Origin of the sequence: Bacillus xiamenensis (assembly GCF_001857925.1) — a bacterium.
Lineage (GTDB): Bacteria > Bacillota > Bacilli > Bacillales > Bacillaceae > Bacillus > Bacillus xiamenensis.
Window position 1 is genome coordinate 3,529,985 of the sequence record NZ_CP017786.1, and the last position, 20,722, is coordinate 3,550,706.

Below are 20,722 nucleotides of genomic sequence, written 5' to 3' on the forward strand. Positions count from 1 at the left end.
GGCTCATGCTGAAACAGGAGTGAGGCCAATGAGTGACATCACAAAAGAAAAACAGGCGGCGACATTCACCTCTTTTCCAAAACAGAAGATGAAAACAAGCCAGAATTCATCACTTTGGTGGATGTACATGCCAGCTGTTCTCGTTGTCAGTACCTTTATCATTTACCCCTTCTTAAATGGGATTCAGCTCTCTTTTACAAATTGGAACGGTTTCTCACAACATTATGAGTGGATTGGCCTTGATCAATACAAACGGCTGCTTCAAGATCCAACCACATGGCTCGTTGTCAAAAACACGCTTCTTTACGGGATCGGGAGCACCATTTTACAAAATGTCATTGGACTCGGATATGCGCTCTTATTAAATCAAAGTTTAAAGATGAGAGCCATCACAAGGACCGTCATCTATTTACCCGTCATGATCAGCCCGATTGCGATGGGCTATATCTGGTACTTTGTCTTTTCATACCAAGGCGGTGCATTAAACGACGTTGTCACACTGTTTGGATTTGAGCCAATAAACGCACTGGGCAATCCGCAATTGAATACTTGGATCATTGTATTTGTGAATACGTATCAATTCGTCGGGATTGCCATGATCATTTATTTAGCAGGACTCCAAAGCATTCCAAAGGATTATTATGAAGCGGCACAACTAGACGGCGCATCAGGCCTCCAGCAATTCAGGCGCATCACATTACCGCTTTTAATGCCATCTATCACCATCAATGTGGTCCTGAATGTGATCGGTGGACTTAAGCTGTTTGATGTCATTGTCGCCCTCACTGGCGGCGGCCCTGGAGATTCCTCTCAATCGATGTCGAGCTTTATGTATGATCTGTATTTCAAACGGCAGGATGCAGGCTATGCAGCGACGCAAGGTGTCTTCATGGCAGTCATCATCCTTGTCATTAGTGTTGCAGCGCTCATTTATTTCAAACGAAAGGAGACCGAGGTGTGATGGATAACGCCTATAAACGGAAGAAAAGGTGGTACTCCTTACTCGCCCTTTTGATTACACTGCTTCACCTTATTCCATTTTATATCTTAGTGACGACATCACTAAAGGGCATAGGAGATTTCAGCTCAAAGTGGCTGTTCCCATCAACGCTCCATTTTGAAAATTTTCGCATGGCATGGACAGAAGCTCAGCTTGGTCAGTCCTTTTTGAATACAGTGATCATTACGTTCAGTTCTGCTGTGTTACTCATCATTCTTGGATCACTTGCAGCGTATCCGCTCGCAAGAAGGGTGACAAAGCTGAATCAAGCGGTTTATCTTTTATTCATTGCCATTATGGTCATTCCACCGCTCACAGCCCTTGTCCCGTTATATAAAATGGTTGTACAAATTGGGATGATGAATACCTATCAAATCGCTATTTTAAACAATGTCGCTGCTTTTTTGCCTTTAACGATTTTTCTATATGCCGGTTTTATCCGGTCGACCATTCCAAAAGAGCTGGAAGAAGCGGCGCGTATTGATGGCGCGGGGACACTCAGAGTCTTTTTTACCGTTGTTTTTCCGCTGCTAAAGCCGATTACCGCTTCTGTTTTAATCATTGCCTGTGTGTATATTTGGAACGACTATCAATTTGCCATCTTCTTCTTGCAAGATAAAGAGATGCATACACTCACAGTCGCCTTATCTAATTTTTTCGGTCAAAACCAGAATCAGCTTCAGCTCGTTGGCGCAGCTGCGCTCATTGCGATGCTGCCAATGGTCACGATGTTTTTACTTTTACAAAAATACTTTATCGCAGGGCTGTCCCAAGGCTCTATCAAAGGGTAAACCAACCTTGATGTAAAAAGGAGTGTCATCTATGTCTAAAATTACATTTATCGGTGCAGGGAGTACCGTGTTTGCTAAAAATATATTAGGAGATTGCCTGTTCGTTCCCGCACTTGCCGGCTTTGAATTTGCGTTATATGATATCGACCACAACCGGCTGAAAGAATCAGAAACGATGCTGCGGCACTTAAAAGAGAACTACGGTGCACATGTGACCATTCAGTCGTATCACAACCGGAAAGAAGCTTTAAAAAATGCAAAATATGTCATCAATGCGATCCAGGTGGGAGGCTATCAGCCAAGCACTGTCATTGATTTTGAGATTCCAAAAAAATATGGATTAAGACAAACGATTGCTGATACGGTTGGCATTGGCGGTATCTTCCGTTCACTTCGAACCATTCCTGTGATGCTAGACTTTGCAAAGGATATGGAAGAGGTTTGTCCAAATGCCTTATTATTAAATTACACGAATCCAATGGCCACACTGACAGGCGCTATGCTGCGCTATACACAGGTTCAAACGGTTGGTCTTTGCCATAGTGTGCAGGTGTGTACGAAGGATTTGTTTGAATCTCTTCACATGGACCATGAAGGCATTGAAGAAAAAATCGCCGGCATTAACCACATGGCATGGTTATTAGAAGTGAAACGGGACGGTAAAGACTTATATCCAGAAATCAAAAGAAGAGCAAAAGAAAAGCAAAAAACGCGGCATGAGGATATGGTTCGTTTTGAGCTAATGGATAAATTCGGCTATTATGTCACAGAATCCTCAGAGCATAATGCCGAATACCACCCTTATTTCATTAAATCACGCTATCCAGAACTGATTGAACAGTTGAACATTCCGCTTGATGAATACCCGAGACGCTGTGAGGAACAAATCAACAATTGGAATACAATGAAGCATGATCTTGTGGGGAACACACAAATCACCCATACACGCTCTAAAGAATATGGCTCACGTATCATTGAAGCGATCGAAACGAACGTTCCATTTAAATTTGGCGGAAATGTACTGAACACAGGAGGACTCATTCGCAATCTGCCTGAGAAAGCCTGCGTGGAAGTGCCGTGTGTTGCCGACCGAAGCGGCATCATGCCGTGTTATGTTGGAGAGATACCTGAACAATTGGCTGGACTCAACCGGACCAATATCAGCTCACAGCTCATGACAATCGAAGCTGCGATCACTGGCAAAAAAGAGCATATTTATCAAGCAGCTTTACTAGACCCGCATACAAGTGCTGAATTATCCATTGATGACACCATCAAACTATGTGACGAATTAATTGAAGCACATGGAGAGATGCTGCCAAAGTATACAGAACCGAATCAATATGCCGCCGCTTCCAAATAACGGACATAAACAGCCTTTACCTGATGCACCCGGCATCAGGTTTTTTTATGTGAACAGCAAGAAAAAAAAACAAACAAAAAGATCATTGACTGAAAACGTTTTTAATATTATGATTTTTCTAAAGTTAACCAACAGTTAACCAATAATATATCAAAAATTAGTTGCACCGTAATGCCATATAACACAGAGACAAAACGACCTAAAAGGGGGCGGTTCTGCGAAAAACAAGAGCTGACAACGATTGACCTTTATCATGTTTTATCAGAACGTAAAGCATCACAATGGTTTGATTTGACAAAGCGTGTATACAGATGAATGCCCGTTAGATGAGACAATGACGATAAACAAGCACACGATTGCATGACAATCTAAACAAAGAGGAGAGAGGGAACATGACCAAAACAGAGGGACAAACGTTGAAAAATTATATTGGCGGACAATGGGTGGAGGCCGAAACGAACCAAACGGAAGCTGTTTATAATCCAGCTACTGGCGAAGTCATTGCAGAAGTACCGCTTTCAACGAAAACAGATGTAGAACGTGCGGTACAAGCAGCACAAGAGGCGTTCACCACTTGGTCTAAAACAGCTGTTCCCCGACGTGCACGTATTTTATTTAAATACCAACAGTTACTCGTTGAGAAATGGGATGAATTAGCTGAACTCGTCACCCTGGAAAACGGAAAAAGTGTAACAGAAGCAAAAGGAGAAGTGCAGCGCGGGATTGAATGTGTGGAATTTGCCGCTGGTGCACCAACCTTAATGATGGGAAAACAACTGCCAGATATCGCGACTGGTTTAGAGTCTGGTATGTACCGCTATCCAATTGGCGTGATCGGCGGCATTACCCCTTTTAACTTTCCGATGATGGTCCCATGCTGGATGTTCCCGCTTGCCATTGCCTGCGGAAATACATTTGTCTTAAAACCGTCAGAGCGCACACCCATTCTCGCAGCACGGTTAGCAGAACTATTTGAAGAAGCGGGACTTCCAAAAGGTGTGCTCAACATTGTCAATGGAGCTCACGATGTCGTAAACGGTCTGCTTGAACATCAAAAGGTCAAAGCCATTTCATTTGTCGGCTCTCAGCCAGTCGCAGAATATGTCTATAAAAAAGGAACAGAGCATGGCAAGCGTGTCCAAGCACTTGCCGGCGCAAAAAATCACTCCATTGTCTTGAAAGACGCTGATTTAGAAGCGGCAACAAAACAAATCATTGGCGCTGCTTTTGGATCAGCAGGTGAGCGCTGCATGGCAGCAGCCGTTGTCGCAGTGGAGGAAGAAGTGGCTGACGAATTGATTCAACAATTAGTGGATGAATCCAACCAGCTTGTCATAGGAAACGGAATACATGAAGATGTCTTTCTCGGACCAGTCATTCGAAAGGAGCATAAAGAACGGACGCTCCAATATATCCAGTCAGGCATTGAAGAAGGCGCCAGCCTCATTCGTGATGGCCGAAAAGACATTGAAACAAAGGGGAAAGGGTATTTTGTTGGACCAACCATCTTTGATCATGTCACCAATCAAATGAAAATTTGGCAGGACGAGATTTTCGCCCCAGTTTTATCCATTGTACGTGTCTCATCACTAGCAGAAGCGATTGAGCTGTCCAATCAATCGAAATTTGCTAACGGTGCTTGTCTATATACAGACAGCGCATCAAGCATAAGAGAATTTCGTGAAAACATTGAAGCGGGCATGCTAGGCATTAACATCGGAGTTCCTGCTCCAATGGCATTCTTCCCATTTTCCGGCTGGAAAGACTCTTTCTACGGGGACCTGCACGCCAATGGTACAGACGGAGTAGAGTTTTACACAAGAAAGAAAATGGTGACCGCACGATATATATAATCTACATTTATTGAATAACGAGGAAAAATGCAGCTCCATCATGGACAGCTGCATTTTTTGTTGTCTTCTAGTCAAAAAGTAAGGGTTCTTATCATGATTTTTTTAATGAAGTGCGCTAGAAATCATTCTTTGTATTCAGTCTTCATCACGAAGGATCAACATAATTTGAAATTGGGCTTAAAACCCAAAATCAGGAAGGGGCACACAGGAGGAAATGACACGATGAGGACGAGGATGAAGTGCAGCGTTTGTTTATTGACTTTTGCTTTAGTACTGAGTTGTTTACCGGTCTATGATGTGAGTGCGGCAAACACCCCCATTGCCAAACAAGTAGGGAATGTAGACTTTGGATTAAATGGGGCTAGAACCTTTAAAGCCAATGTCGCATCCGCAGTAGTCGGGAAAATAGAAGTACGTCTTGGCAGTGCAAACGGCAGGCTAGCCGGAACGCTAAATGTTCCTTCCACAGGCGGAACGCAAAACTGGAGAAAAATAGAAACGGAAGTAAACGAAGCAACTGGCGTGCACAACGTATTTTTTGTCTTTACTGGAACAGGTGCTGGAAACCTATTTCAGTTTGATTCTTGGCAGTTTACTCAAAGGTAGCGAAGGGAGAGGTCTAAATGTTTGATAAAGAAGTGAGAAATTTGAGGTCACGTGTAAAAAAACCAATGCTTGCATTATTGGTCTGCTTCACCATGCTGTCTGTCATGTTCATAGGACCTGGAGTAGCTGAGGTTTCAGCAGCCAGTGACGCAAATATCAATATCAATGCGGAAAGACAACTAATTCGCGGCTTTGGCGGAATGAATCACCCTGCTTGGATTGGTGATTTGACAGCGCCGCAAAGGGAAACCGCATTTGGCAATGGTCAAAATCAGTTAGGGTTTTCTATTCTTAGAATTTATGTAGACGAAAACAGAAACAATTGGAGCAGAGAAGTCGCCACTGCCAAAAGAGCGATCGAGCATGGCGCTTTGGTGATTGCTTCACCTTGGAATCCTCCAAGCAGTATGGTAGAGACCTTCATCCGGAACGGATCACCTGCCAAACGGCTTAAATACGATCAATACGCAGCATACGCTCAGCATCTGAATGATTTTGTCACTTACATGAAAAATAACGGGGTCAATCTTTATGGCATTTCTGTACAAAATGAGCCCGACTATGCTCACGATTGGACATGGTGGACACCGCAGGAAATCCTGCGTTTCATGAGAGAAAACGCCGGTTCCATCAATGCCCGTGTCATTGCGCCAGAATCATTTCAGTACCTTAAAAATATATCCGATCCCATTTTAAACGATCCGCAGGCGCTTAGAAACATGGACATTCTTGGTGCGCATCTATATGGAACTCAAATCAGCCAGCTTCCGTATCCTCTTTTCAAACAAAAAGGAGCAGGGAAAGAGCTGTGGATGACTGAAGTATACTACCCAAATAGTAACAGCAATTCTGCGGACCGCTGGCCAGAAGCATTAGGCGTTTCCGAGCATATTCACCATTCGTTGGTAGAAGGAGATTTCCAAGCGTATGTGTGGTGGTACATCCGGAGATCATACGGTCCTATGAAAGAAGATGGAATGATTAGCAAGCGTGGATACAACATGGCGCATTTCTCCAAGTTTGTGCGTCCAGGGTACGTCAGAATTGATGCAACGAAAAGCCCTGAATCAAATGTTTTCGTCTCAGCCTATAAAGGAAACAATCAGGTCGTCATTGTGGCGATTAATAAAAACAATGCAGGGGTCAATCAACACTTCGTCGTGCAAAATGGATCTGTTTCTCAGGCGTCTAGATGGGTGACGAGCGCCAGTAGCAACCTTCAGCCAGGAACAGATATCACGATTTCAGGCAATCAATTTTGGGCACATCTACCGGCTCAAAGTGTGACAACATTTGTGATCACACGCTAAAAACCTCATCATCGCTAAAAGCCAATTTTCTTACCCCAGAAAAGAAAGTTGGCTTTTTTCTATATGGGAAACAGATAAAATTGCGATAAGGTTAGTAGCTAATAAAATTTGAACACGCCGCAATTGTCTCTAGAAAAAAGGCTAAGACTGTAGAAGCCTGTCATAAAGCTTGGAGTCTTATTAAACAGCATGGAGTCAGAAGATATAATAATAACTGGGGTACTAGAAAGAAGGTTTAACGTGGGTTATGAGGACAATGGCTTGGTAGGCTAGCTAGTCTACTGGAAAAATGAATTAATCGGCATTAATTTTCTAGTTTACATAATATATATTCTAGGAAGTTGACAAGTGAGCAATTTTCTTTTGTCTCAAAATTAAGTATACTTATCTTATTGAGATATAAGAAGAAAAATACAACGTTTATTCATCAGATTTTAATTCCTCTAGATGTTTTAAAATTTTCGCAGGATTTCACAGCATCAACATTTACAAAAAAATGCTCGCCAACCTCGATATTGTATTCGTAATCACATTGCAGTCTTTCCTTCAAAAACCACATCATCTCCGCAAGCGCCTAACAGTTCCTTTAAAATGGCCTTTCTCTGTGATGGCTCAGCTGTCAAACGCGTTAGCATCGTGACCTTATCTGGTTACACAGCCTCCCTATCCGGTCCACCTGTTTTAGGACTGCTCGCCAATGAAGTCGGACTGCTTCATGCTTTTCTCTTTGTTCTTCTCGCTATTTGTATAGCCGGAATCTTTACAAAAGCTGTAGCAAAACCAGCTCTATTCACTTCTCATTAAAAGGACCAGATCTTTGATCTTGGTTCTTTTTTTTTACATTTAAAAAATAAAATTGAAACCTTTCACAAAGTGAAACAGTCTTATAGATGCCTTGACGTTTACTGCTTTTTTAAAGAGGGAAAGCAAAAAAATAAGACTTTTCAAATAACTGAAAACGTGGTAAGATCATGAAAATAAACAGGAAGGGGTGAGAAAAATGAAAAAAAATATGCTGTTAAAATTAGCAGTCTTATTCATAGCACTTGCCAGTTTTCATTTGTTCTCAATGCCTCATTCCGTTCAGGTATACCATCATGCAAAGGTGGTTGCCGATCAAGAATCACATGAAATGAAAATCGTTCAGACAACTGGCGATGAAAAGAAACAAAAACATGTGAGCGCAGTATTTGCAGCATTTACAGCACTGCTGATCATTGGCAGTATGACAGCTGGATATGCTCGCATCACTCATACTGATCGATTTGACCGGAAAAAGAAGCATTTACTTGCAGTGTTCTATCAATCTTCTTATTTCCGATTAGCTCGTGTTTAACCCAACCACTTAAATCAAACAAAAATTGGGAGGTTTTACACGATGTTATTTTTCTTAAGATTATTCATTCTAGGTCTATTCTCTGTCACTTCACTTTCTCTTTTCGTTTACCAAGGAATTGAAGTAGTGCACGCCATCACAAGCATGTTTGGCAATCACGAGAGCTAAAAGGTCTGATATTTTAAACCCCCCCTGCCTTTCGCAGGGGGGTTCGTTTTGCTTATTTATTGTCATCTTGAGCAGGTGCAGCAGGTGATAGAAGAACTCGGGTCACTTGTCCCTGCTCCTCCTCATCTAAAATAAATGATCCATTGCTATAACGATCATTTGCTCTTAGTGTAGAGATATCAAGCCGGACCACTGTCCCCTTTTCCGTATCAATTTCAAGTGTATCGTGCAGTGACGCAGCGATGACAGCAACAATTCGGTGCGGGCTTTTCTTTAATTCTCTGAGCATGAGCACTCCGCGTTTCGCTCTTGATGTCTTATCGAATTCAGAGAGGTTCATTCGCTTCACAGCACCTCTTTGAGTCGTGAGAACAAGCACATTGTTTTTCGGATCAATCATTTGTCCAGAGACGACCTCGTCCCCATCCTTCAAATTGATGCCTTTCACACCAGCCGCTCTCGGGCCGACCACACTCACTTCTTCTTCATCAAACCATAATCCATAGCCATTTTTCGTCGCAATAAACAGTTCTTGCTCACCAGTTGTGACATGAACATCTACAAGTTCATCATCACCTTTTAAATTTAAGGCGACGAGCGGTTTAGAATAACGCTGCGCTTTATATTGGAGAAGCTCTGTTTTCTTCACCATACCGCCTTTTGTAAAGAACACGAGATACGACGATTCATCAAATTCTTTAATTGGGATCGCTTTTTGAATGGATTCATCGCGATCAATCGAAATAATATTCGTGATATGCTGCCCCATGTCTTTCCAGCGTATATCTGGCAGCTGATGAACTGGACAATACATGTAGCTTCCTTTATTCGTAAAGAGCAGAAGAACATCTGTTGTATTCATTTCAAACTGATGAATCAGTCGGTCAGTATCCTTCATACCGAAGTCCTTACCGTTCGATGCCGCATAGGAGCGCTGGCTTGTCCGTTTGATGTATCCATCCTTTGTGACCGTGACGTATACGTCCTCTGAAGCGATCATCACTTCAAGGTTAATCTTAATTTCTTCGATTTTTTCTTCAATCACAGATCGTCTTTCATCAGCATACGTCTTCTTCAACTTCTTCAAGTTGTTCGTAATGACTTTAAAGAGCTTCTTCTCATTCGCTAAAATGTCTTCAAGCTCTGCAATTCGCACGTCAAGCTCTCTTGCCTCGTCTCTTAGTTGGGTGATATCTGTATTTGTTAAACGATATAACTGGAGAGACACAATCGCTTCTGATTGTGCTTCTGTAAAATCATATTTTTCCATCAAGTTGTTTTTCGCATCACGCTTATCATTAGACGAGCGGATGGTTGCAATGACTTCATCTAAGATGGAAAGTGCTTTAATTAAACCATCTACAATATGATGACGTTCCTTCGCCTTTCGAAGCTCATATGCCGATCGGTTCGTCACCACTTCTTTTTGATGGGCAATATAAGCATCAAGTATGGTTGTGAGCGTCATTAAGGTTGGTCTGCGATTATGTATCGCTACCATATTAAAGTTATATGGGATTTGCAGATCAGAATTTTTATATAAGAAATTCAAGACACCATTTGCATCTGCTTCTTTTTTCAGCTCTACAACAATACGAAGGCCGGTACGGTCCGTCTCATCCCGAACCTCTGAAATCCCCTCTACTTTTCTTTCAATTCGGAACTCATCCATCTTTTTCACAAGGTTGGCCTTATTGACTTCATAAGGAATTTCTGTGATCACGATTTGCTGACGTCCACCGCGGATGGTTTCAATCTCCGCTTTCCCACGAATCATAATCTTTCCTTTTCCTGTTTCATATGCCTTCTTAATGCCGTCCACACCTTGAATAATACCGCCTGTTGGGAAATCTGGCCCTTTGATGACCGTCATTAAATCCTCAACCGTACAATGCGGCTGTTCGATTCGTTTAATAACGCCATCAATCACTTCTCCAAGGTGATGCGGCGGAATATCAGTCGCATAACCAGCTGAAATCCCAGTTGATCCATTCACTAGAAGGTTTGGGAACATCGCTGGTAATACAACCGGCTCTTTGCTTGTGTCATCAAAGTTTGCAACAAATTCGACTGTTTCCTTATCTAAGTCCTTTAAAAGCTCTGAAGCAATCGCAGAAAGCCTTGCTTCTGTATAACGCATGGCAGCAGGCGGATCTCCGTCGATACTCCCGTTATTTCCATGCATCTCAATTAGCACATTTCGTACTTTCCATACCTGGCTCATTCTCACCATGGCTTCATAAACAGAAGAATCACCGTGCGGATGGTAGTTACCAATGACGTTACCGACTGTTTTGGCAGCTTTACGGAAGTTTTTATCCTGTGTGTTCCCTTCCGCATACATCGCATATAAAATTCTTCGTTGTACAGGCTTTAAACCATCACGTGCATCTGGAAGGGCACGATCTTGGATAATATATTTACTATAGCGGCCAAACCGGTCTCCAATCACTTCTTCTAACGGTAAATCATGAAATCGTTCTTGTTGTGGCATGTTTAAACCTCCTCAGCTAGCGACAAGTTTTCATTTTCAAGAATGTTGCTTTCCTCATCAAGTCCAAAGGCGACATTCTTTTCAATCCATTTACGGCGTGGTTCTACTTTGTCACCCATCAGTGTCGTAACGCGGCGTTCCACTCTTGCAGCGTCATCGATTTTTACTCTGACAAGTGTTCTCGACTCTGGATTCATTGTCGTTTCCCATAGCTGGTCGGCATTCATTTCACCTAAACCTTTATAGCGCTGAATCGTATACCCTTTTCCAACTTTCTTTAGTACGTCATCCATTTCTTCATCGGACCAAGCATATTCAATGACTTCTTTCTTGCCTGAACCTTTGCTGACTTTATATAAAGGCGGAAGGGCAATAAACACTTTTCCATGCTCAATCAGCGGCTTCATATAGCGATAGAAAAACGTAAGAAGCAGCACTTGGATATGCGCGCCATCGGTATCAGCATCTGTCATGATGACAATTTTGTCATAATTGATGTCTTCTACATTAAAATCGACACCGACTCCTCCACCAATTGCATGGATTATGGTGTTGATTTCTTCGTTTTTAAAAATATCAGCAAGCTTTGCTTTTTCTGTATTGATGACTTTTCCTCGAAGCGGGAGCACTGCTTGGAATTTTCGGTCTCGTCCTTGCTTGGCTGATCCACCCGCTGAGTCACCCTCTACTAGATACAGTTCATTTCTTGCCGGGTTTCTAGATTGAGCAGGTGTTAATTTTCCGCTCAGCGTCGCTTCAGATTTCTTCCGTTTCTTGCCGCTCCTCGCTTCTTCTCTTGCTTTTCTAGCAGCTTCTCTTGCCTGCTGCGCTTTAATGGCCTTTTTCACAAGAAGTGTCGCCGTTTCCCGGTTTTCTTCAAGGAAATATGCCAGTTTTTCAGAAATAACGGCATCAACAGCAGACCTAGCCTCACTCGTTCCAAGCTTTCCTTTTGTTTGTCCTTCAAATTGAAGCAGCTCTTCAGGAATTCTGACAGAAATAACAGCTGACAGGCCTTCACGAATATCAGTGCCTTCTAAGTTTTTGTCTTTTTCTTTTAAAAGGGTCACTTTGCGTGCATATTCATTAAAAGCTCTCGTCATGGCTGTTTTTGCACCAGACTCATGCGTACCGCCATCTTTGGTTCTGACGTTATTGACAAAGGAAAGGATATTCTCTGAATAGCCGTCGTTAAATTGAAAGGCAAAATCTACTTCAATGGATTGATGCTCACCTTCAAAAGAGACAACTTCACTAAGTACATCTTTTTCCTCATTTAGATATGCAACAAATGCTTCGATACCAGTCTCATAATAAAAAGTTTCCTTTACATCATGCCGCTCATCGATCAGCTCTATTTTTAACCCTTTTAATAAAAAGGCTGATTCTCTTAAACGCTCTGATAAAGTATCAAAATTATAGGTAGTGGCACTGAACATTGTTGGATCTGGCTTAAAGTGAATCAGTGTTCCAGTCTTTTTCGTTTTCCCGATTTTTTCAAGTGATGTGACTGGCTTTCCGCCATGTTCAAAGCGCTGGTGATAAATAAAGCCATCGCGTTCAATCGTCACGGTGAGCCACTCTGAAAGCGCGTTTACAACAGACGCCCCAACCCCGTGAAGTCCACCACTTGTTTTATATCCGCCTTGACCAAATTTTCCGCCTGCGTGCAGGACCGTTAAAATGATCTCAGGTGTCGGTTTTCCAAGCTTATGCATACCAGTAGGCATTCCTCGCCCTTTATCCTGAACGGAAATGCTGTTATCTTTATGTATTTTGACAATGATATGATCTCCATAGCCAGCGAGTACTTCATCGACAGAGTTGTCTACAATCTCATAGACAAGGTGATGAAGACCGCGTGAATCCGTAGACCCAATATACATCCCTGGACGTTTACGGACCGCTTCAAGTCCCTCTAGCACCTGAATAGAATCATCGTTATAATCTACTTGCTGCTTTTTAACCAAATGCTTAATCCCCTTTCACTAACAAACATAACCGGCTAATCATCAAATGATCTCTCTAGATTTTAATGATGATCATGCTGCTCATTACTGTCCACTTTAATAAGCTGCATCATCACCATGCATGTTTAATTCAGCTATACATGCTCTGTTGCAAGGCTATGAGCATCTTCTACATTCTGCAATCAGAACTAGAAGTCCATTATAAACAAGACTGTTTCATAAGCCAAATACAATCATATGATGATTTCAGCAAAAAGAACAAATGTTCTATTTTTATCTTATCGCTCTTTTTCTCGATATGCAAGGTCACCGATATGTCCCTGTCGCCTTATTTTATCGCTTTCTTCTAGAATCGCAAATATATTTCTCCAACAAAAAAGCAAAAATCCTTGAAAAACAAGGATTTTTGACGATTTAATGAGTTTTTGTCATCGCATGAGCCACTTTGATACATAAATCCATGATAGCGACCTTGCCATTTTCCTCAATCAGCCTTTTCGTTTCTTCATGATATACGCCTTGCTGCGCCCAAAAAACAGGTGCGTCCATTTCAAGAAATTCTTTTGCCACCTCAGGCAAAAACTCTGAACGTCTAAAGACATTGACGATATCAACAGGTTCTTTTATGTCTTTTAAAGAGGCAACCGCTTTGACCCCAAGTGCTTCATCAATCGTTGGATTAACGGGAATCATGTCATACCCGGCATCCTGCATGGCTTTTGAGACCATATAGGACGTTCTGTGCGGCTGATCTGACAAACCAACAACAGCAATTCGTTTACTGTTTTTTAAAATACGTCCAATTTCTTGTTTAGTAGGATGATTCATCCAGACACTCCTTTTCTTCTATTTTATCGAATTTCTTTCTAAAAACAAAGTTGAATTCATCCGCCTTCTATTTTTTCAAAAAAAGATCGCCATGTTTTTCATGAGATCATGTTAAAATGTAAGACAAGAGGGAGAATATAAAGGAGTTATGCAGATGTTAATTGCTTTGATGTTTATTTTGGCTTATCTTCTCGGCAGTATTCCATCAGGTCTCATTGTCGGGAAAGCTGCAAAGGGAATCGATATCCGTGAGCATGGCAGCGGGAACCTAGGTGCGACGAATGCATTCCGTACACTTGGTGTTAAAGCAGGGTCTATTGTTATTACTGCTGATATTTTAAAGGGGACGCTTGCTTCGGCTTTACCATTTTTCATGCAACTGGACATTCATCCCTTACTAGCAGGAGTTGCTGCTGTTATTGGTCACAGCTTTCCTGCCTTTGCAAAATTTAAAGGGGGAAAAGCTGTCGCTACATCAGGCGGTGTGCTGTTATTTTATGCCCCGTTCTTATTTATCACGATGATCGCTGCTTTTTTCTTATTTTTATACATTAGTAAATATGTGTCTTTATCATCCATGCTGACAGGGATCTATACATTCATTTACAGCATATTCACCCAAGACCTATTCTTAATCATTGTTGTTGCCGTTCTTTCTAGCTTTGTGATCTACAGACACATTGCCAACCTCAAACGGATTCTCAACAAAACTGAACCGAAAATCAAATGGCTCTAGCCGTTTATTACGTTTAAATATGTGGTAAAAGTACAGAAAAGCTGTTTTTGCATCCTGCATTTTTTAAAAACAGCATAACTTCAAAAAGGGGCGATCACATTGAAATTAACGATGAAAGATGATGCACTCAATTGGTACAAGGAAGAATTAGATTTAGAAAAAGGTGATCATGTTCGCTTTTTTGTGAGATATGGCGGGTGTAGTAATGTACAAAAAGGCTTTTCTCTCGGCGTCGCAAAAGATGAACCTCAAAATGCCGGCGCAACCGCTGAAATTGAAGGCATTACTTTCTTTATTGAAGAAAGTGATATTTGGTATTTTGACAACCATGATCTGCATATTGATTATAACGAGTCCGTAAAAGAACCAGAGTTTCATTATGAATAAACAAAAAAGATACCTCATCCCTCGGGTATCTTTTTTGTTTTATCCATCGATATATAGTCCATACTCATGAATGTTTCCTAAAGACCGCTCCTTCTGCAAAATTCGCTTTTGCGAATCACCGATCAGATCAAAGTGAGGAAAACCTTTACGAACATGAATCCATTCTTTTTTTAACCCATGCCCTTCTCCCCAAGCGATTAATTGCTCCATATCCTGACAGGCTGCCTTTGTGACAGTATTTGCATGTGGAAAACGGTCATCCAGCCAATAGTGTGTCAAAAAGGCGACTTTTCCATGCCTAACAGCTGATTTCCATGCATTTAGATCTTTTCTTTTAATACCAAATGCCATGGATCAAACCTGCTTCTTTGACTGTTCATATACTTTGTGCCATGCAGGAAAGGCTTTTCTAAATTGAATCGGTCTAAAGGTGTCTTTGTCTACACAAATATGTGAGGTTGTCCCTGTGATAGCTGTTTGTCCATCAGGCTTTTGAATGTCATAGCCATACACTGTTTTCACTCCGTTATACGCTTCAATCCATGTATGAACTGTAGCGGTTTCACCATAAAGCAATGGTTTTTTATATTGAACCTGAAGATCTACAACAGGTGCAAGGACTCCGTCTGCTTCTAGCTGGGCATAGGAAAAGCCTAGTTCTTTCATTAACGCAGTTCTGCCAACTTCCATCCAAATCAAATAATTGGCATGATAGACAATGCCCATTTGATCTGTTTCTGCATAACGGACTTCTATTTCTTTTTTCGATACATACACGTTTTCATCGCTCTCCTATCAAAACCTAAGGTCTCTGTCATTTTACCACATTCCAAAAGGTTCTTCTAAAAAGAGGCAATAAAATAAACCAGGAATCCCTGGTTTATTCAGTATAGCCGCTCTGTCTTGCCGCTTCTTCGTCCTTTATCTCAGAACGCATTGCGTCAATACTGATTCGGCGATTTTCATTTTTCTGCTTGATCATTTGTTTTTCGTTCTCTGTTGAAAGGCCCATCGCTGCTTCTGATTCATCGATATTTTCAAGTGTGTTCTCGATCATATCTTGCAGCTTTTCAACATTATCAGAACGATCATCTGGATTGGATTGATATGACTTGCCATTCATCGTGCTAACCCTCCTATTATTCGCCTTTTGTCTGTATCACATCAGGCTGTTCATTTGATTTATTATGCATCTTTTTGCCTTTATTCCGTTTGTACGCTACAGGTTTTGTACCTAAATGGTCTGGTGTAAACTGCGCTTGTTTATCATGCTCTCTACCCATCTTTCATCCCTCCCTCTTCTTTAGGATGAACGAAAACGAATAATTCATAACTTATTTCTGTCTAAATCGCTCTTCCAACTTTTCTTCAAGCTGGTTTAAAAATTCCTCATTGCTTAATAATTCTTTTTTATTTTCAAGGACGAGCTCTTCAAATGTACGGCGTTTTCTTTTTCTCATTCCTGTCACCTCCACTGTGTTTATACCATTTTCGCCAAAACATTTAGAAAATAAGCAAAAAGAGCTGAATCATTATAGATCCAGCTCTTTTTCGATTTCTTTTTTTGTAAGCATTTGATGCTTCACAGACATGATTCGTCCTTTTTCATCTAATATGTATGTCGTTGGATATGAAAGCACCTGATATCTCGCTTGAATGCCTTTTTGGTCCAATAAAACAGGGAAACTTACCTTTAGTTCATCAATAAATGATGCGACGTGCTCTACACTCTTTTCAGTGGTGGTCAAATTCACCGCAAGTACTTCGACTTGCTCATTCTCGCTTCTGATCGCATCTAGATCGGGCATTTCCGTTCGGCACGGTTTGCACCAGGTCGCCCAAAAATTAACGAGAACCTTTTTCCCTCGATAATCAGATAACGATGCAGTTTTGCCATCAAGGGTTTTGAGCTCAAAATCTGGGGCTTGATCCCCTTTTTCAAGGCCGATGGCAGGCTCTTTTGGTCCGAATAAATTCCATGCAAGTAAACCAATCAACACAAGTAAAACAGCGCTTGCCATTCCTTTTTTCCACATGATTGATCCTCCACTATTTTAAAAAAGAAGAGAAAGCTTTCAGACGCCTTCTCTTCTTCGTATGATTAGTTGTTTGCCAATTTTTCGCGGAGTACCATTTGAAGGATACCACCATGACGATAATAGTCAATTTCGACTTCACTGTCAAAGCGAACAACCACTTCAAATGTCTTCTCGTTGCCATCTGCATCAATGGCTCTGACCGTAACAAGATCACGAGGACGAACTGATTCGTCAACATCCACTTCAAATGTTTCTGTTCCTGTGAGTCCATAAGTCTCTGCACTTTCTCCGTCTTTAAACTGCAAAGGAAGTACGCCCATGAAAACAAGGTTACTTCTGTGAATGCGCTCAAAGCTTTCAGCTAGAACAAATTTAATGCCAAGTAGGTTTGTTCCTTTTGCAGCCCAGTCACGTGAAGAACCCATCCCGTAGTCTTTACCTGCTAAGATCGCAAGACCCGTTCCATCTTCCTTATAACGCATACATGCATCATAAATCGATGTCACTTCACCAGTTGGCCAGTATGTTGTATATCCGCCTTCTGTTCCTGGTGCGATTTGGTTTTTAATACGGATGTTTGCAAAAGTACCTCTCATCATCACATGGTGGTTCCCGCGGCGTGATCCATATGAGTTAAAGTCTCTAGGCGAAACGCCTCTTTCTTGCAAGTATTTACCTGCAGGTGTGTCCTTACCAATTGCTCCAGCAGGAGAAATATGGTCCGTTGTGACAGAATCACCGAACTTCGCAACGACGCGCAGCCCTTTAAGCGGTTCAACTTTACCAGGTTCAACTGATAAGTTTTCAAAGAATGGCGGGTTGGCAATGTATGTTGAATCTTCATCCCATTTATACAATGCATCATCCGTCGTTTTAATTTCATTCCAGCGGTCATTGCTGTCAAAAACAGTTTCATACTCTGAACGGAATAGCTCAGGTGTGACAGTGCTTTTGACGACACTGTTGATTTCGTCCATTGATGGCCAAATGTCATCGAAATACACATTTTCACCATTTTTATCAACACCGATAGGGTCTTTTGTTAAGTCAATATCAACTGTTCCAGCAAGTGCATATGCCACAACTAATGGTGGAGATGCAAGGTAGTTCCCTTTTACAAGCGGATGGATACGACCTTCAAAGTTACGGTTACCTGATAAAACAGATGTGATCAGCAGATCATTTTCAGAGACAGCTTCTTCGATTTCTTTTGCAAGCGGTCCTGAGTTTCCGATACATGTTGTACAGCCATACCCGACAATGTTAAATCCAAGATCTTTTAGGTATGGAAGGAGTCCTGAGTTCACAAGGTATCCTGTTACAACCTTCGAACCTGGCGCTAATGACGTTTTCACGTAGTTTGGCACCTTCATCCCAAGTTCACTTGCTTTCTTCGCGACAAGACCTGCCCCGATCAAAACGTATGGGTTAGATGTATTCGTACAGCTCGTAATCGCTGCAATCGCAATCGCACCTGTCTTCATGACAGCTTTTTCACCGTTCTCCAGCTCAAATTCGATTTGTTTATCCAGCTCAGATTTATCTAAACCAAATCCTTGGTTTCCTGCTGGGCTTTCAATATGCTTATGGAATGTCTCTTTCATTTCAGAAAGTGGAATCAAATCTTGTGGACGTTTTGGACCAGATAAGTTTGACTCAATTTTAGAAAGATCAATTTCCACAATATCAGTAAAAATTGGTTCCTCAGCATCTGGCGTATAGAATAGACCATTTGCGCGAGAATATGCTTCAACGATGTTAATTTGCTCTTCATCACGACCAGTTAAGCGAAGATATGCAAGAGCTTCCGCATCTACTGGGAAGAATCCGCAAGTAGCACCATATTCAGGAGCCATGTTCGCAATGGTTGCACGATCAGCTAATGGCAGCTGTGCAACACCTGGTCCGAAGAACTCAACGAACTTGTTCACAACACCTTTTTCACGTAGTACTTGCGTGACTTTTAAGGCAAGGTCAGTTGCAGTTGTTCCGTTTGGAAGCTCTCCAACTAATTTTGCTCCAATGACTTCTGGCACAGGGAAGTATGAAGGCTGACCAAGCATACCAGCTTCCGCTTCGATACCGCCAACGCCCCATCCAAGTACACCAATACCGTTAATCATTGTTGTATGGGAGTCAGTACCAACTAGTGTATCTGGGTAAGTGAGGATCTCGCCATCTTCTTCAATTGCATGAACAACACTTGCAAGATACTCTAAGTTCACTTGGTGAACAATCCCTGTGGCAGGCGGAACAGCTTGATAGTTGTTAAACGCTTTCTTTGCCCAGCTAAGGAAGTTATAACGCTCTGCGTTACGTTCAAATTCTAGATCCATGTTAATGTTTAATGCGTCTTCAGTTCCAGCTTTATCGACTTGTACAGAGTGGTCAATGACAAGGTCGACTGGAATTTCAGGATTGATTTTATCCGGATCTCCGCCCACATCTGCCATTGCTTTTCTTAAAGAAGCAAGGTCAACGACTGCTGGCACACCCGTGAAGTCTTGTAAAATAACACGAGATGGTTTAAATGGAACATCAATTTCTTTCACCTCGGCAGTTCCCCATTTTGCCAAGTTCTCAACGTGTTCCTTTTTGATCACTCTACCGTCTACTTGACGAAGCACTGATTCTAACAGTACCTTAATGGAATAAGGTAATTTAGAAACGTTTCCAATTCCTTGTTTCTCTAGTGCTTCTAACGAATAATAGTGATATGTTTTCCCATTTGTCGAAAACGTTTTTCTAGATTGAAAAGCGTCTTGTTTAGCGACTTGCTGCTGTTTCGACATGTCCAAAATCCCCCTTTTGATGATCAAGATCAATTTCAATTCTCAGAAAAATCGTCGTATTTCACCACAATTTTCTCACAATTTCATCTTAAAACAAATTCATACATAAGTAAATAACAATGCTTTTATTAAATTCAATAAGTTTATCTTATCGTCAGGAAATGATTACTCTTCATAAACCGAGTGACGCCGGCTCATACTACAAATGAGGTGAAAAGACATGACAAAACGAAAAGCCAATCATGTAATAAACGGCATGAACTCAGCCAAAAGCCAAGGAAATGGTGCAGGCTATATAGAAAATGATCAGCTCGTTTTAACAGAAGAACAAAGACAAAATAATAAAAAACGTAAAAAGAACCAATAAAGAAAGGAGCAAGGATAATGACGAATAAAAACACGGGGAAAGACATCCGTCAAAACTCGCCTAAGGAGCATCAAGGCGGACAGCCAGAGCCATTATCAGGGAGTAAAAAAGTTAAGAACCGCAACCATACAAGACAAAAGCACAATTCACATCATGATATGTAACCATTCTCCTCTCATCCCGTGACCAAACGGGATGTTTTAGGTTTTTCACACATTTCAGAGTTCATCATATGATTTATTATGAGATGTGATGGAGGAGTGTATATGGAGAATGAAAAACAGTCGAATTCCTCTGATTTTATTGAAATAGATGATTGGCTTCGTGTATTAATGGATGATCCATTTGCCTGGTATGATGAACAGCTGCCAATAGACCTTTATGAAACAAGCCGTGATTATATCATTGAGATCGATCTCTCCACCCTGTCGATCACTGATTTAAAACTGACCTTCGCAGGATATGAGCTCACACTTGTTTATTTGATTGATAAACAAGAGCAGCCCATTGAAAAAAGTGTCATGCTCCCTTTTTATTTGAATGACAAGGACATTGACACCGATTACGAAAACCGAATCATATCAATCAAAATTAAAAAATATTCACACCGTCAACACGGGGCATTTTCCTTTCAAATGCCGCACTTCAATCATTAAGAGCCCGCCTGCATTCAGGTGGGCTC

The 20,722-nt window shown here is 41.5% G+C and carries 23 protein-coding genes and 1 pseudogene; 14 read left to right on the forward strand and 10 right to left on the reverse strand.

Features of this window, described 5'->3' with window-relative positions; translation table 11 throughout:
* Positions 1 to 28: 28 nt before the first annotated feature.
* The 9 genes and pseudogenes from BK049_RS18050 to BK049_RS20025 all read left to right on the forward strand — a co-directional run bounded on the left by BK049_RS18050 (position 29) and on the right by BK049_RS20025 (position 8,427).
* A complete protein-coding gene (locus BK049_RS18050; RefSeq protein WP_071169112.1) occupies positions 29 to 961 on the forward strand; it encodes a carbohydrate ABC transporter permease in 933 nt (310 codons plus the stop codon).
* Positions 961 to 1,791: a carbohydrate ABC transporter permease gene (locus BK049_RS18055; protein WP_008357798.1), complete on the forward strand. Its 831-nt coding sequence runs from the start codon at positions 961 to 963 to the stop codon at positions 1,789 to 1,791. The genes BK049_RS18050 and BK049_RS18055 overlap by 1 nt, the downstream gene beginning before the upstream one ends.
* 31 nt (positions 1,792 to 1,822) lie before the next feature.
* The gene (melA, locus tag BK049_RS18060) at positions 1,823 to 3,154 is read left to right on the forward strand and encodes an alpha-glucosidase/alpha-galactosidase (RefSeq protein ID WP_071169113.1); all 1,332 of its coding nucleotides are present in this window, start codon (positions 1,823 to 1,825) and stop codon (positions 3,152 to 3,154) included.
* A gap of 392 nt (positions 3,155 to 3,546) precedes the next feature.
* Positions 3,547 to 5,007: a CoA-acylating methylmalonate-semialdehyde dehydrogenase gene (locus tag BK049_RS18065; RefSeq protein ID WP_008357802.1), complete on the forward strand. Its 1,461-nt coding sequence runs from the start codon at positions 3,547 to 3,549 to the stop codon at positions 5,005 to 5,007.
* A gap of 330 nt (positions 5,008 to 5,337) precedes the next feature.
* Positions 5,338 to 5,613, forward strand: a pseudogene (locus tag BK049_RS18070) (carbohydrate-binding protein); the annotation flags it as partial.
* A 41-nt stretch (positions 5,614 to 5,654) separates the two neighbouring features.
* Positions 5,655 to 6,923: a glucuronoarabinoxylan endo-1,4-beta-xylanase XynC gene (xynC, locus tag BK049_RS18075; RefSeq protein ID WP_071169250.1), complete on the forward strand. Its 1,269-nt coding sequence runs from the start codon at positions 5,655 to 5,657 to the stop codon at positions 6,921 to 6,923.
* A 591-nt stretch (positions 6,924 to 7,514) separates the two neighbouring features.
* Positions 7,515 to 7,727 carry a hypothetical protein gene (locus tag BK049_RS19205; RefSeq protein ID WP_232532039.1) on the forward strand — a complete coding sequence of 71 codons (213 nt, stop codon included), beginning with the start codon at positions 7,515 to 7,517 and terminating at the stop codon, positions 7,725 to 7,727.
* Between the two features lie 196 nt (positions 7,728 to 7,923).
* Positions 7,924 to 8,259: a hypothetical protein gene (locus BK049_RS18080; RefSeq protein ID WP_008357812.1), complete on the forward strand. Its 336-nt coding sequence runs from the start codon at positions 7,924 to 7,926 to the stop codon at positions 8,257 to 8,259.
* Positions 8,260 to 8,301: 42 nt separating this feature from the next.
* Positions 8,302 to 8,427: a hypothetical protein gene (locus BK049_RS20025; RefSeq protein WP_008357813.1), complete on the forward strand. Its 126-nt coding sequence runs from the start codon at positions 8,302 to 8,304 to the stop codon at positions 8,425 to 8,427.
* Positions 8,428 to 8,479: 52 nt separating this feature from the next.
* On the opposite strand, the gene parC is transcribed toward BK049_RS20025, so the two are convergent.
* The 3 genes from parC to BK049_RS18095 all read right to left on the reverse strand — a co-directional run bounded on the left by parC (position 8,480) and on the right by BK049_RS18095 (position 13,719).
* A complete protein-coding gene (gene parC / locus BK049_RS18085) occupies positions 8,480 to 10,921 on the reverse strand; it encodes a DNA topoisomerase IV subunit A (protein WP_008357815.1) in 2,442 nt (813 codons plus the stop codon).
* Positions 10,922 to 10,923: 2 nt separating this feature from the next.
* Positions 10,924 to 12,891, reverse strand: coding sequence for a DNA topoisomerase IV subunit B (parE, locus tag BK049_RS18090; protein ID WP_008357817.1), 1,968 nt, complete (start codon positions 12,889 to 12,891; stop codon positions 10,924 to 10,926).
* Between the two features lie 414 nt (positions 12,892 to 13,305).
* Complete coding sequence (locus BK049_RS18095) at positions 13,306 to 13,719, reverse strand: CoA-binding protein (protein ID WP_008357819.1); 414 nt, start codon at positions 13,717 to 13,719, stop codon at positions 13,306 to 13,308.
* Between the two features lie 154 nt (positions 13,720 to 13,873).
* Between BK049_RS18095 and plsY the strand changes: the two genes are divergently transcribed.
* Both plsY and BK049_RS18105 read left to right on the forward strand, forming a co-directional pair.
* Entirely contained in the window at positions 13,874 to 14,455 is a 582-nt protein-coding gene (plsY, locus tag BK049_RS18100; RefSeq protein WP_008357820.1) for a glycerol-3-phosphate 1-O-acyltransferase PlsY, read from the forward strand.
* Positions 14,456 to 14,566: 111 nt separating this feature from the next.
* On the forward strand, positions 14,567 to 14,842 hold the full coding sequence (locus tag BK049_RS18105) for a HesB/YadR/YfhF family protein (RefSeq protein ID WP_406566813.1): 276 nt from the start codon (positions 14,567 to 14,569) through the stop codon (positions 14,840 to 14,842).
* A 39-nt stretch (positions 14,843 to 14,881) separates the two neighbouring features.
* Here the strand turns inward: BK049_RS18105 and BK049_RS18110 are convergent, their stop codons facing one another.
* The 7 genes from BK049_RS18110 to acnA form a co-directional block, all read right to left on the reverse strand.
* A complete protein-coding gene (locus BK049_RS18110; protein WP_008357825.1) occupies positions 14,882 to 15,193 on the reverse strand; it encodes a hypothetical protein in 312 nt (103 codons plus the stop codon).
* A 3-nt stretch (positions 15,194 to 15,196) separates the two neighbouring features.
* Positions 15,197 to 15,619, reverse strand: a complete 423-nt coding sequence (locus tag BK049_RS18115) for an acyl-CoA thioesterase (protein ID WP_008357827.1) — start codon at positions 15,617 to 15,619, stop codon at positions 15,197 to 15,199.
* 103 nt (positions 15,620 to 15,722) lie between these two features.
* A complete protein-coding gene (gene tlp, locus BK049_RS18120; protein ID WP_008357829.1) occupies positions 15,723 to 15,965 on the reverse strand; it encodes a small acid-soluble spore protein Tlp in 243 nt (80 codons plus the stop codon).
* 16 nt (positions 15,966 to 15,981) lie between these two features.
* Positions 15,982 to 16,125: an acid-soluble spore protein N gene (locus BK049_RS18125; RefSeq protein ID WP_008357830.1), complete on the reverse strand. Its 144-nt coding sequence runs from the start codon at positions 16,123 to 16,125 to the stop codon at positions 15,982 to 15,984.
* A gap of 51 nt (positions 16,126 to 16,176) precedes the next feature.
* Positions 16,177 to 16,302 carry an FbpB family small basic protein gene (locus tag BK049_RS18130; protein ID WP_071169115.1) on the reverse strand — a complete coding sequence of 42 codons (126 nt, stop codon included), beginning with the start codon at positions 16,300 to 16,302 and terminating at the stop codon, positions 16,177 to 16,179.
* A 72-nt stretch (positions 16,303 to 16,374) separates the two neighbouring features.
* Positions 16,375 to 16,878 (reverse strand): TlpA family protein disulfide reductase, encoded by a 504-nt coding sequence (locus BK049_RS18135; RefSeq protein ID WP_071169116.1) that lies wholly within the window; start codon positions 16,876 to 16,878, stop codon positions 16,375 to 16,377.
* 65 nt (positions 16,879 to 16,943) lie between these two features.
* Positions 16,944 to 19,673 carry an aconitate hydratase AcnA gene (gene acnA, locus BK049_RS18140; RefSeq protein WP_008357834.1) on the reverse strand — a complete coding sequence of 910 codons (2,730 nt, stop codon included), beginning with the start codon at positions 19,671 to 19,673 and terminating at the stop codon, positions 16,944 to 16,946.
* Positions 19,674 to 19,893: 220 nt separating this feature from the next.
* On the opposite strand from acnA, the gene sspO reads away from it, so the two are divergent.
* The 3 genes from sspO (at position 19,894) to BK049_RS18155 (ending at position 20,696) form a co-directional block, all read left to right on the forward strand.
* Positions 19,894 to 20,040 (forward strand): small acid-soluble spore protein O, encoded by a 147-nt coding sequence (gene sspO, locus BK049_RS18145; RefSeq protein WP_071169117.1) that lies wholly within the window; start codon positions 19,894 to 19,896, stop codon positions 20,038 to 20,040.
* Between the two features lie 17 nt (positions 20,041 to 20,057).
* Positions 20,058 to 20,204 carry a small acid-soluble spore protein P gene (locus BK049_RS18150; RefSeq protein ID WP_003211331.1) on the forward strand — a complete coding sequence of 49 codons (147 nt, stop codon included), beginning with the start codon at positions 20,058 to 20,060 and terminating at the stop codon, positions 20,202 to 20,204.
* Between the two features lie 102 nt (positions 20,205 to 20,306).
* Positions 20,307 to 20,696 carry an Hsp20/alpha crystallin family protein gene (locus tag BK049_RS18155; protein ID WP_008357838.1) on the forward strand — a complete coding sequence of 130 codons (390 nt, stop codon included), beginning with the start codon at positions 20,307 to 20,309 and terminating at the stop codon, positions 20,694 to 20,696.
* The last annotated feature ends 26 nt before the right edge of the window (positions 20,697 to 20,722 follow it).

What these genes read in the sequence shown, in the direction of transcription:
- BK049_RS18050 (WP_071169112.1), top strand. Translation starts at nt 29, where the DNA reads ATGAGTGACATCACAAAAGAAAAACAGGCGGCGACATTCACCTCTTTT.
- BK049_RS18055 (WP_008357798.1), top strand. Translation starts at nt 961, where the DNA reads ATGGATAACGCCTATAAACGGAAGAAAAGGTGGTACTCCTTACTCGCC.
- melA (WP_071169113.1), top strand. Translation starts at nt 1,823, where the DNA reads ATGTCTAAAATTACATTTATCGGTGCAGGGAGTACCGTGTTTGCTAAA.
- BK049_RS18065 (WP_008357802.1), top strand. Translation starts at nt 3,547, where the DNA reads ATGACCAAAACAGAGGGACAAACGTTGAAAAATTATATTGGCGGACAA.
- BK049_RS19205 (WP_232532039.1), top strand. Translation starts at nt 7,515, where the DNA reads ATGGCCTTTCTCTGTGATGGCTCAGCTGTCAAACGCGTTAGCATCGTG.
- BK049_RS18080 (WP_008357812.1), top strand. Translation starts at nt 7,924, where the DNA reads ATGAAAAAAAATATGCTGTTAAAATTAGCAGTCTTATTCATAGCACTT.
- BK049_RS20025 (WP_008357813.1), top strand. Translation starts at nt 8,302, where the DNA reads ATGTTATTTTTCTTAAGATTATTCATTCTAGGTCTATTCTCTGTCACT.
- parC (WP_008357815.1), bottom strand. Translation starts at nt 10,921, where the DNA reads ATGCCACAACAAGAACGATTTCATGATTTACCGTTAGAAGAAGTGATT.
- BK049_RS18095 (WP_008357819.1), bottom strand. Translation starts at nt 13,719, where the DNA reads ATGAATCATCCTACTAAACAAGAAATTGGACGTATTTTAAAAAACAGT.
- plsY (WP_008357820.1), top strand. Translation starts at nt 13,874, where the DNA reads ATGTTAATTGCTTTGATGTTTATTTTGGCTTATCTTCTCGGCAGTATT.
- BK049_RS18105 (WP_406566813.1), top strand. Translation starts at nt 14,567, where the DNA reads ATGAAAGATGATGCACTCAATTGGTACAAGGAAGAATTAGATTTAGAA.
- BK049_RS18110 (WP_008357825.1), bottom strand. Translation starts at nt 15,193, where the DNA reads ATGGCATTTGGTATTAAAAGAAAAGATCTAAATGCATGGAAATCAGCT.
- tlp (WP_008357829.1), bottom strand. Translation starts at nt 15,965, where the DNA reads ATGAATGGCAAGTCATATCAATCCAATCCAGATGATCGTTCTGATAAT.
- BK049_RS18125 (WP_008357830.1), bottom strand. Translation starts at nt 16,125, where the DNA reads ATGGGTAGAGAGCATGATAAACAAGCGCAGTTTACACCAGACCATTTA.
- BK049_RS18130 (WP_071169115.1), bottom strand. Translation starts at nt 16,302, where the DNA reads ATGAGAAAAAGAAAACGCCGTACATTTGAAGAGCTCGTCCTTGAAAAT.
- BK049_RS18135 (WP_071169116.1), bottom strand. Translation starts at nt 16,878, where the DNA reads ATGTGGAAAAAAGGAATGGCAAGCGCTGTTTTACTTGTGTTGATTGGT.
- acnA (WP_008357834.1), bottom strand. Translation starts at nt 19,673, where the DNA reads ATGTCGAAACAGCAGCAAGTCGCTAAACAAGACGCTTTTCAATCTAGA.
- sspO (WP_071169117.1), top strand. Translation starts at nt 19,894, where the DNA reads ATGACAAAACGAAAAGCCAATCATGTAATAAACGGCATGAACTCAGCC.
- BK049_RS18150 (WP_003211331.1), top strand. Translation starts at nt 20,058, where the DNA reads ATGACGAATAAAAACACGGGGAAAGACATCCGTCAAAACTCGCCTAAG.
- BK049_RS18155 (WP_008357838.1), top strand. Translation starts at nt 20,307, where the DNA reads ATGGAGAATGAAAAACAGTCGAATTCCTCTGATTTTATTGAAATAGAT.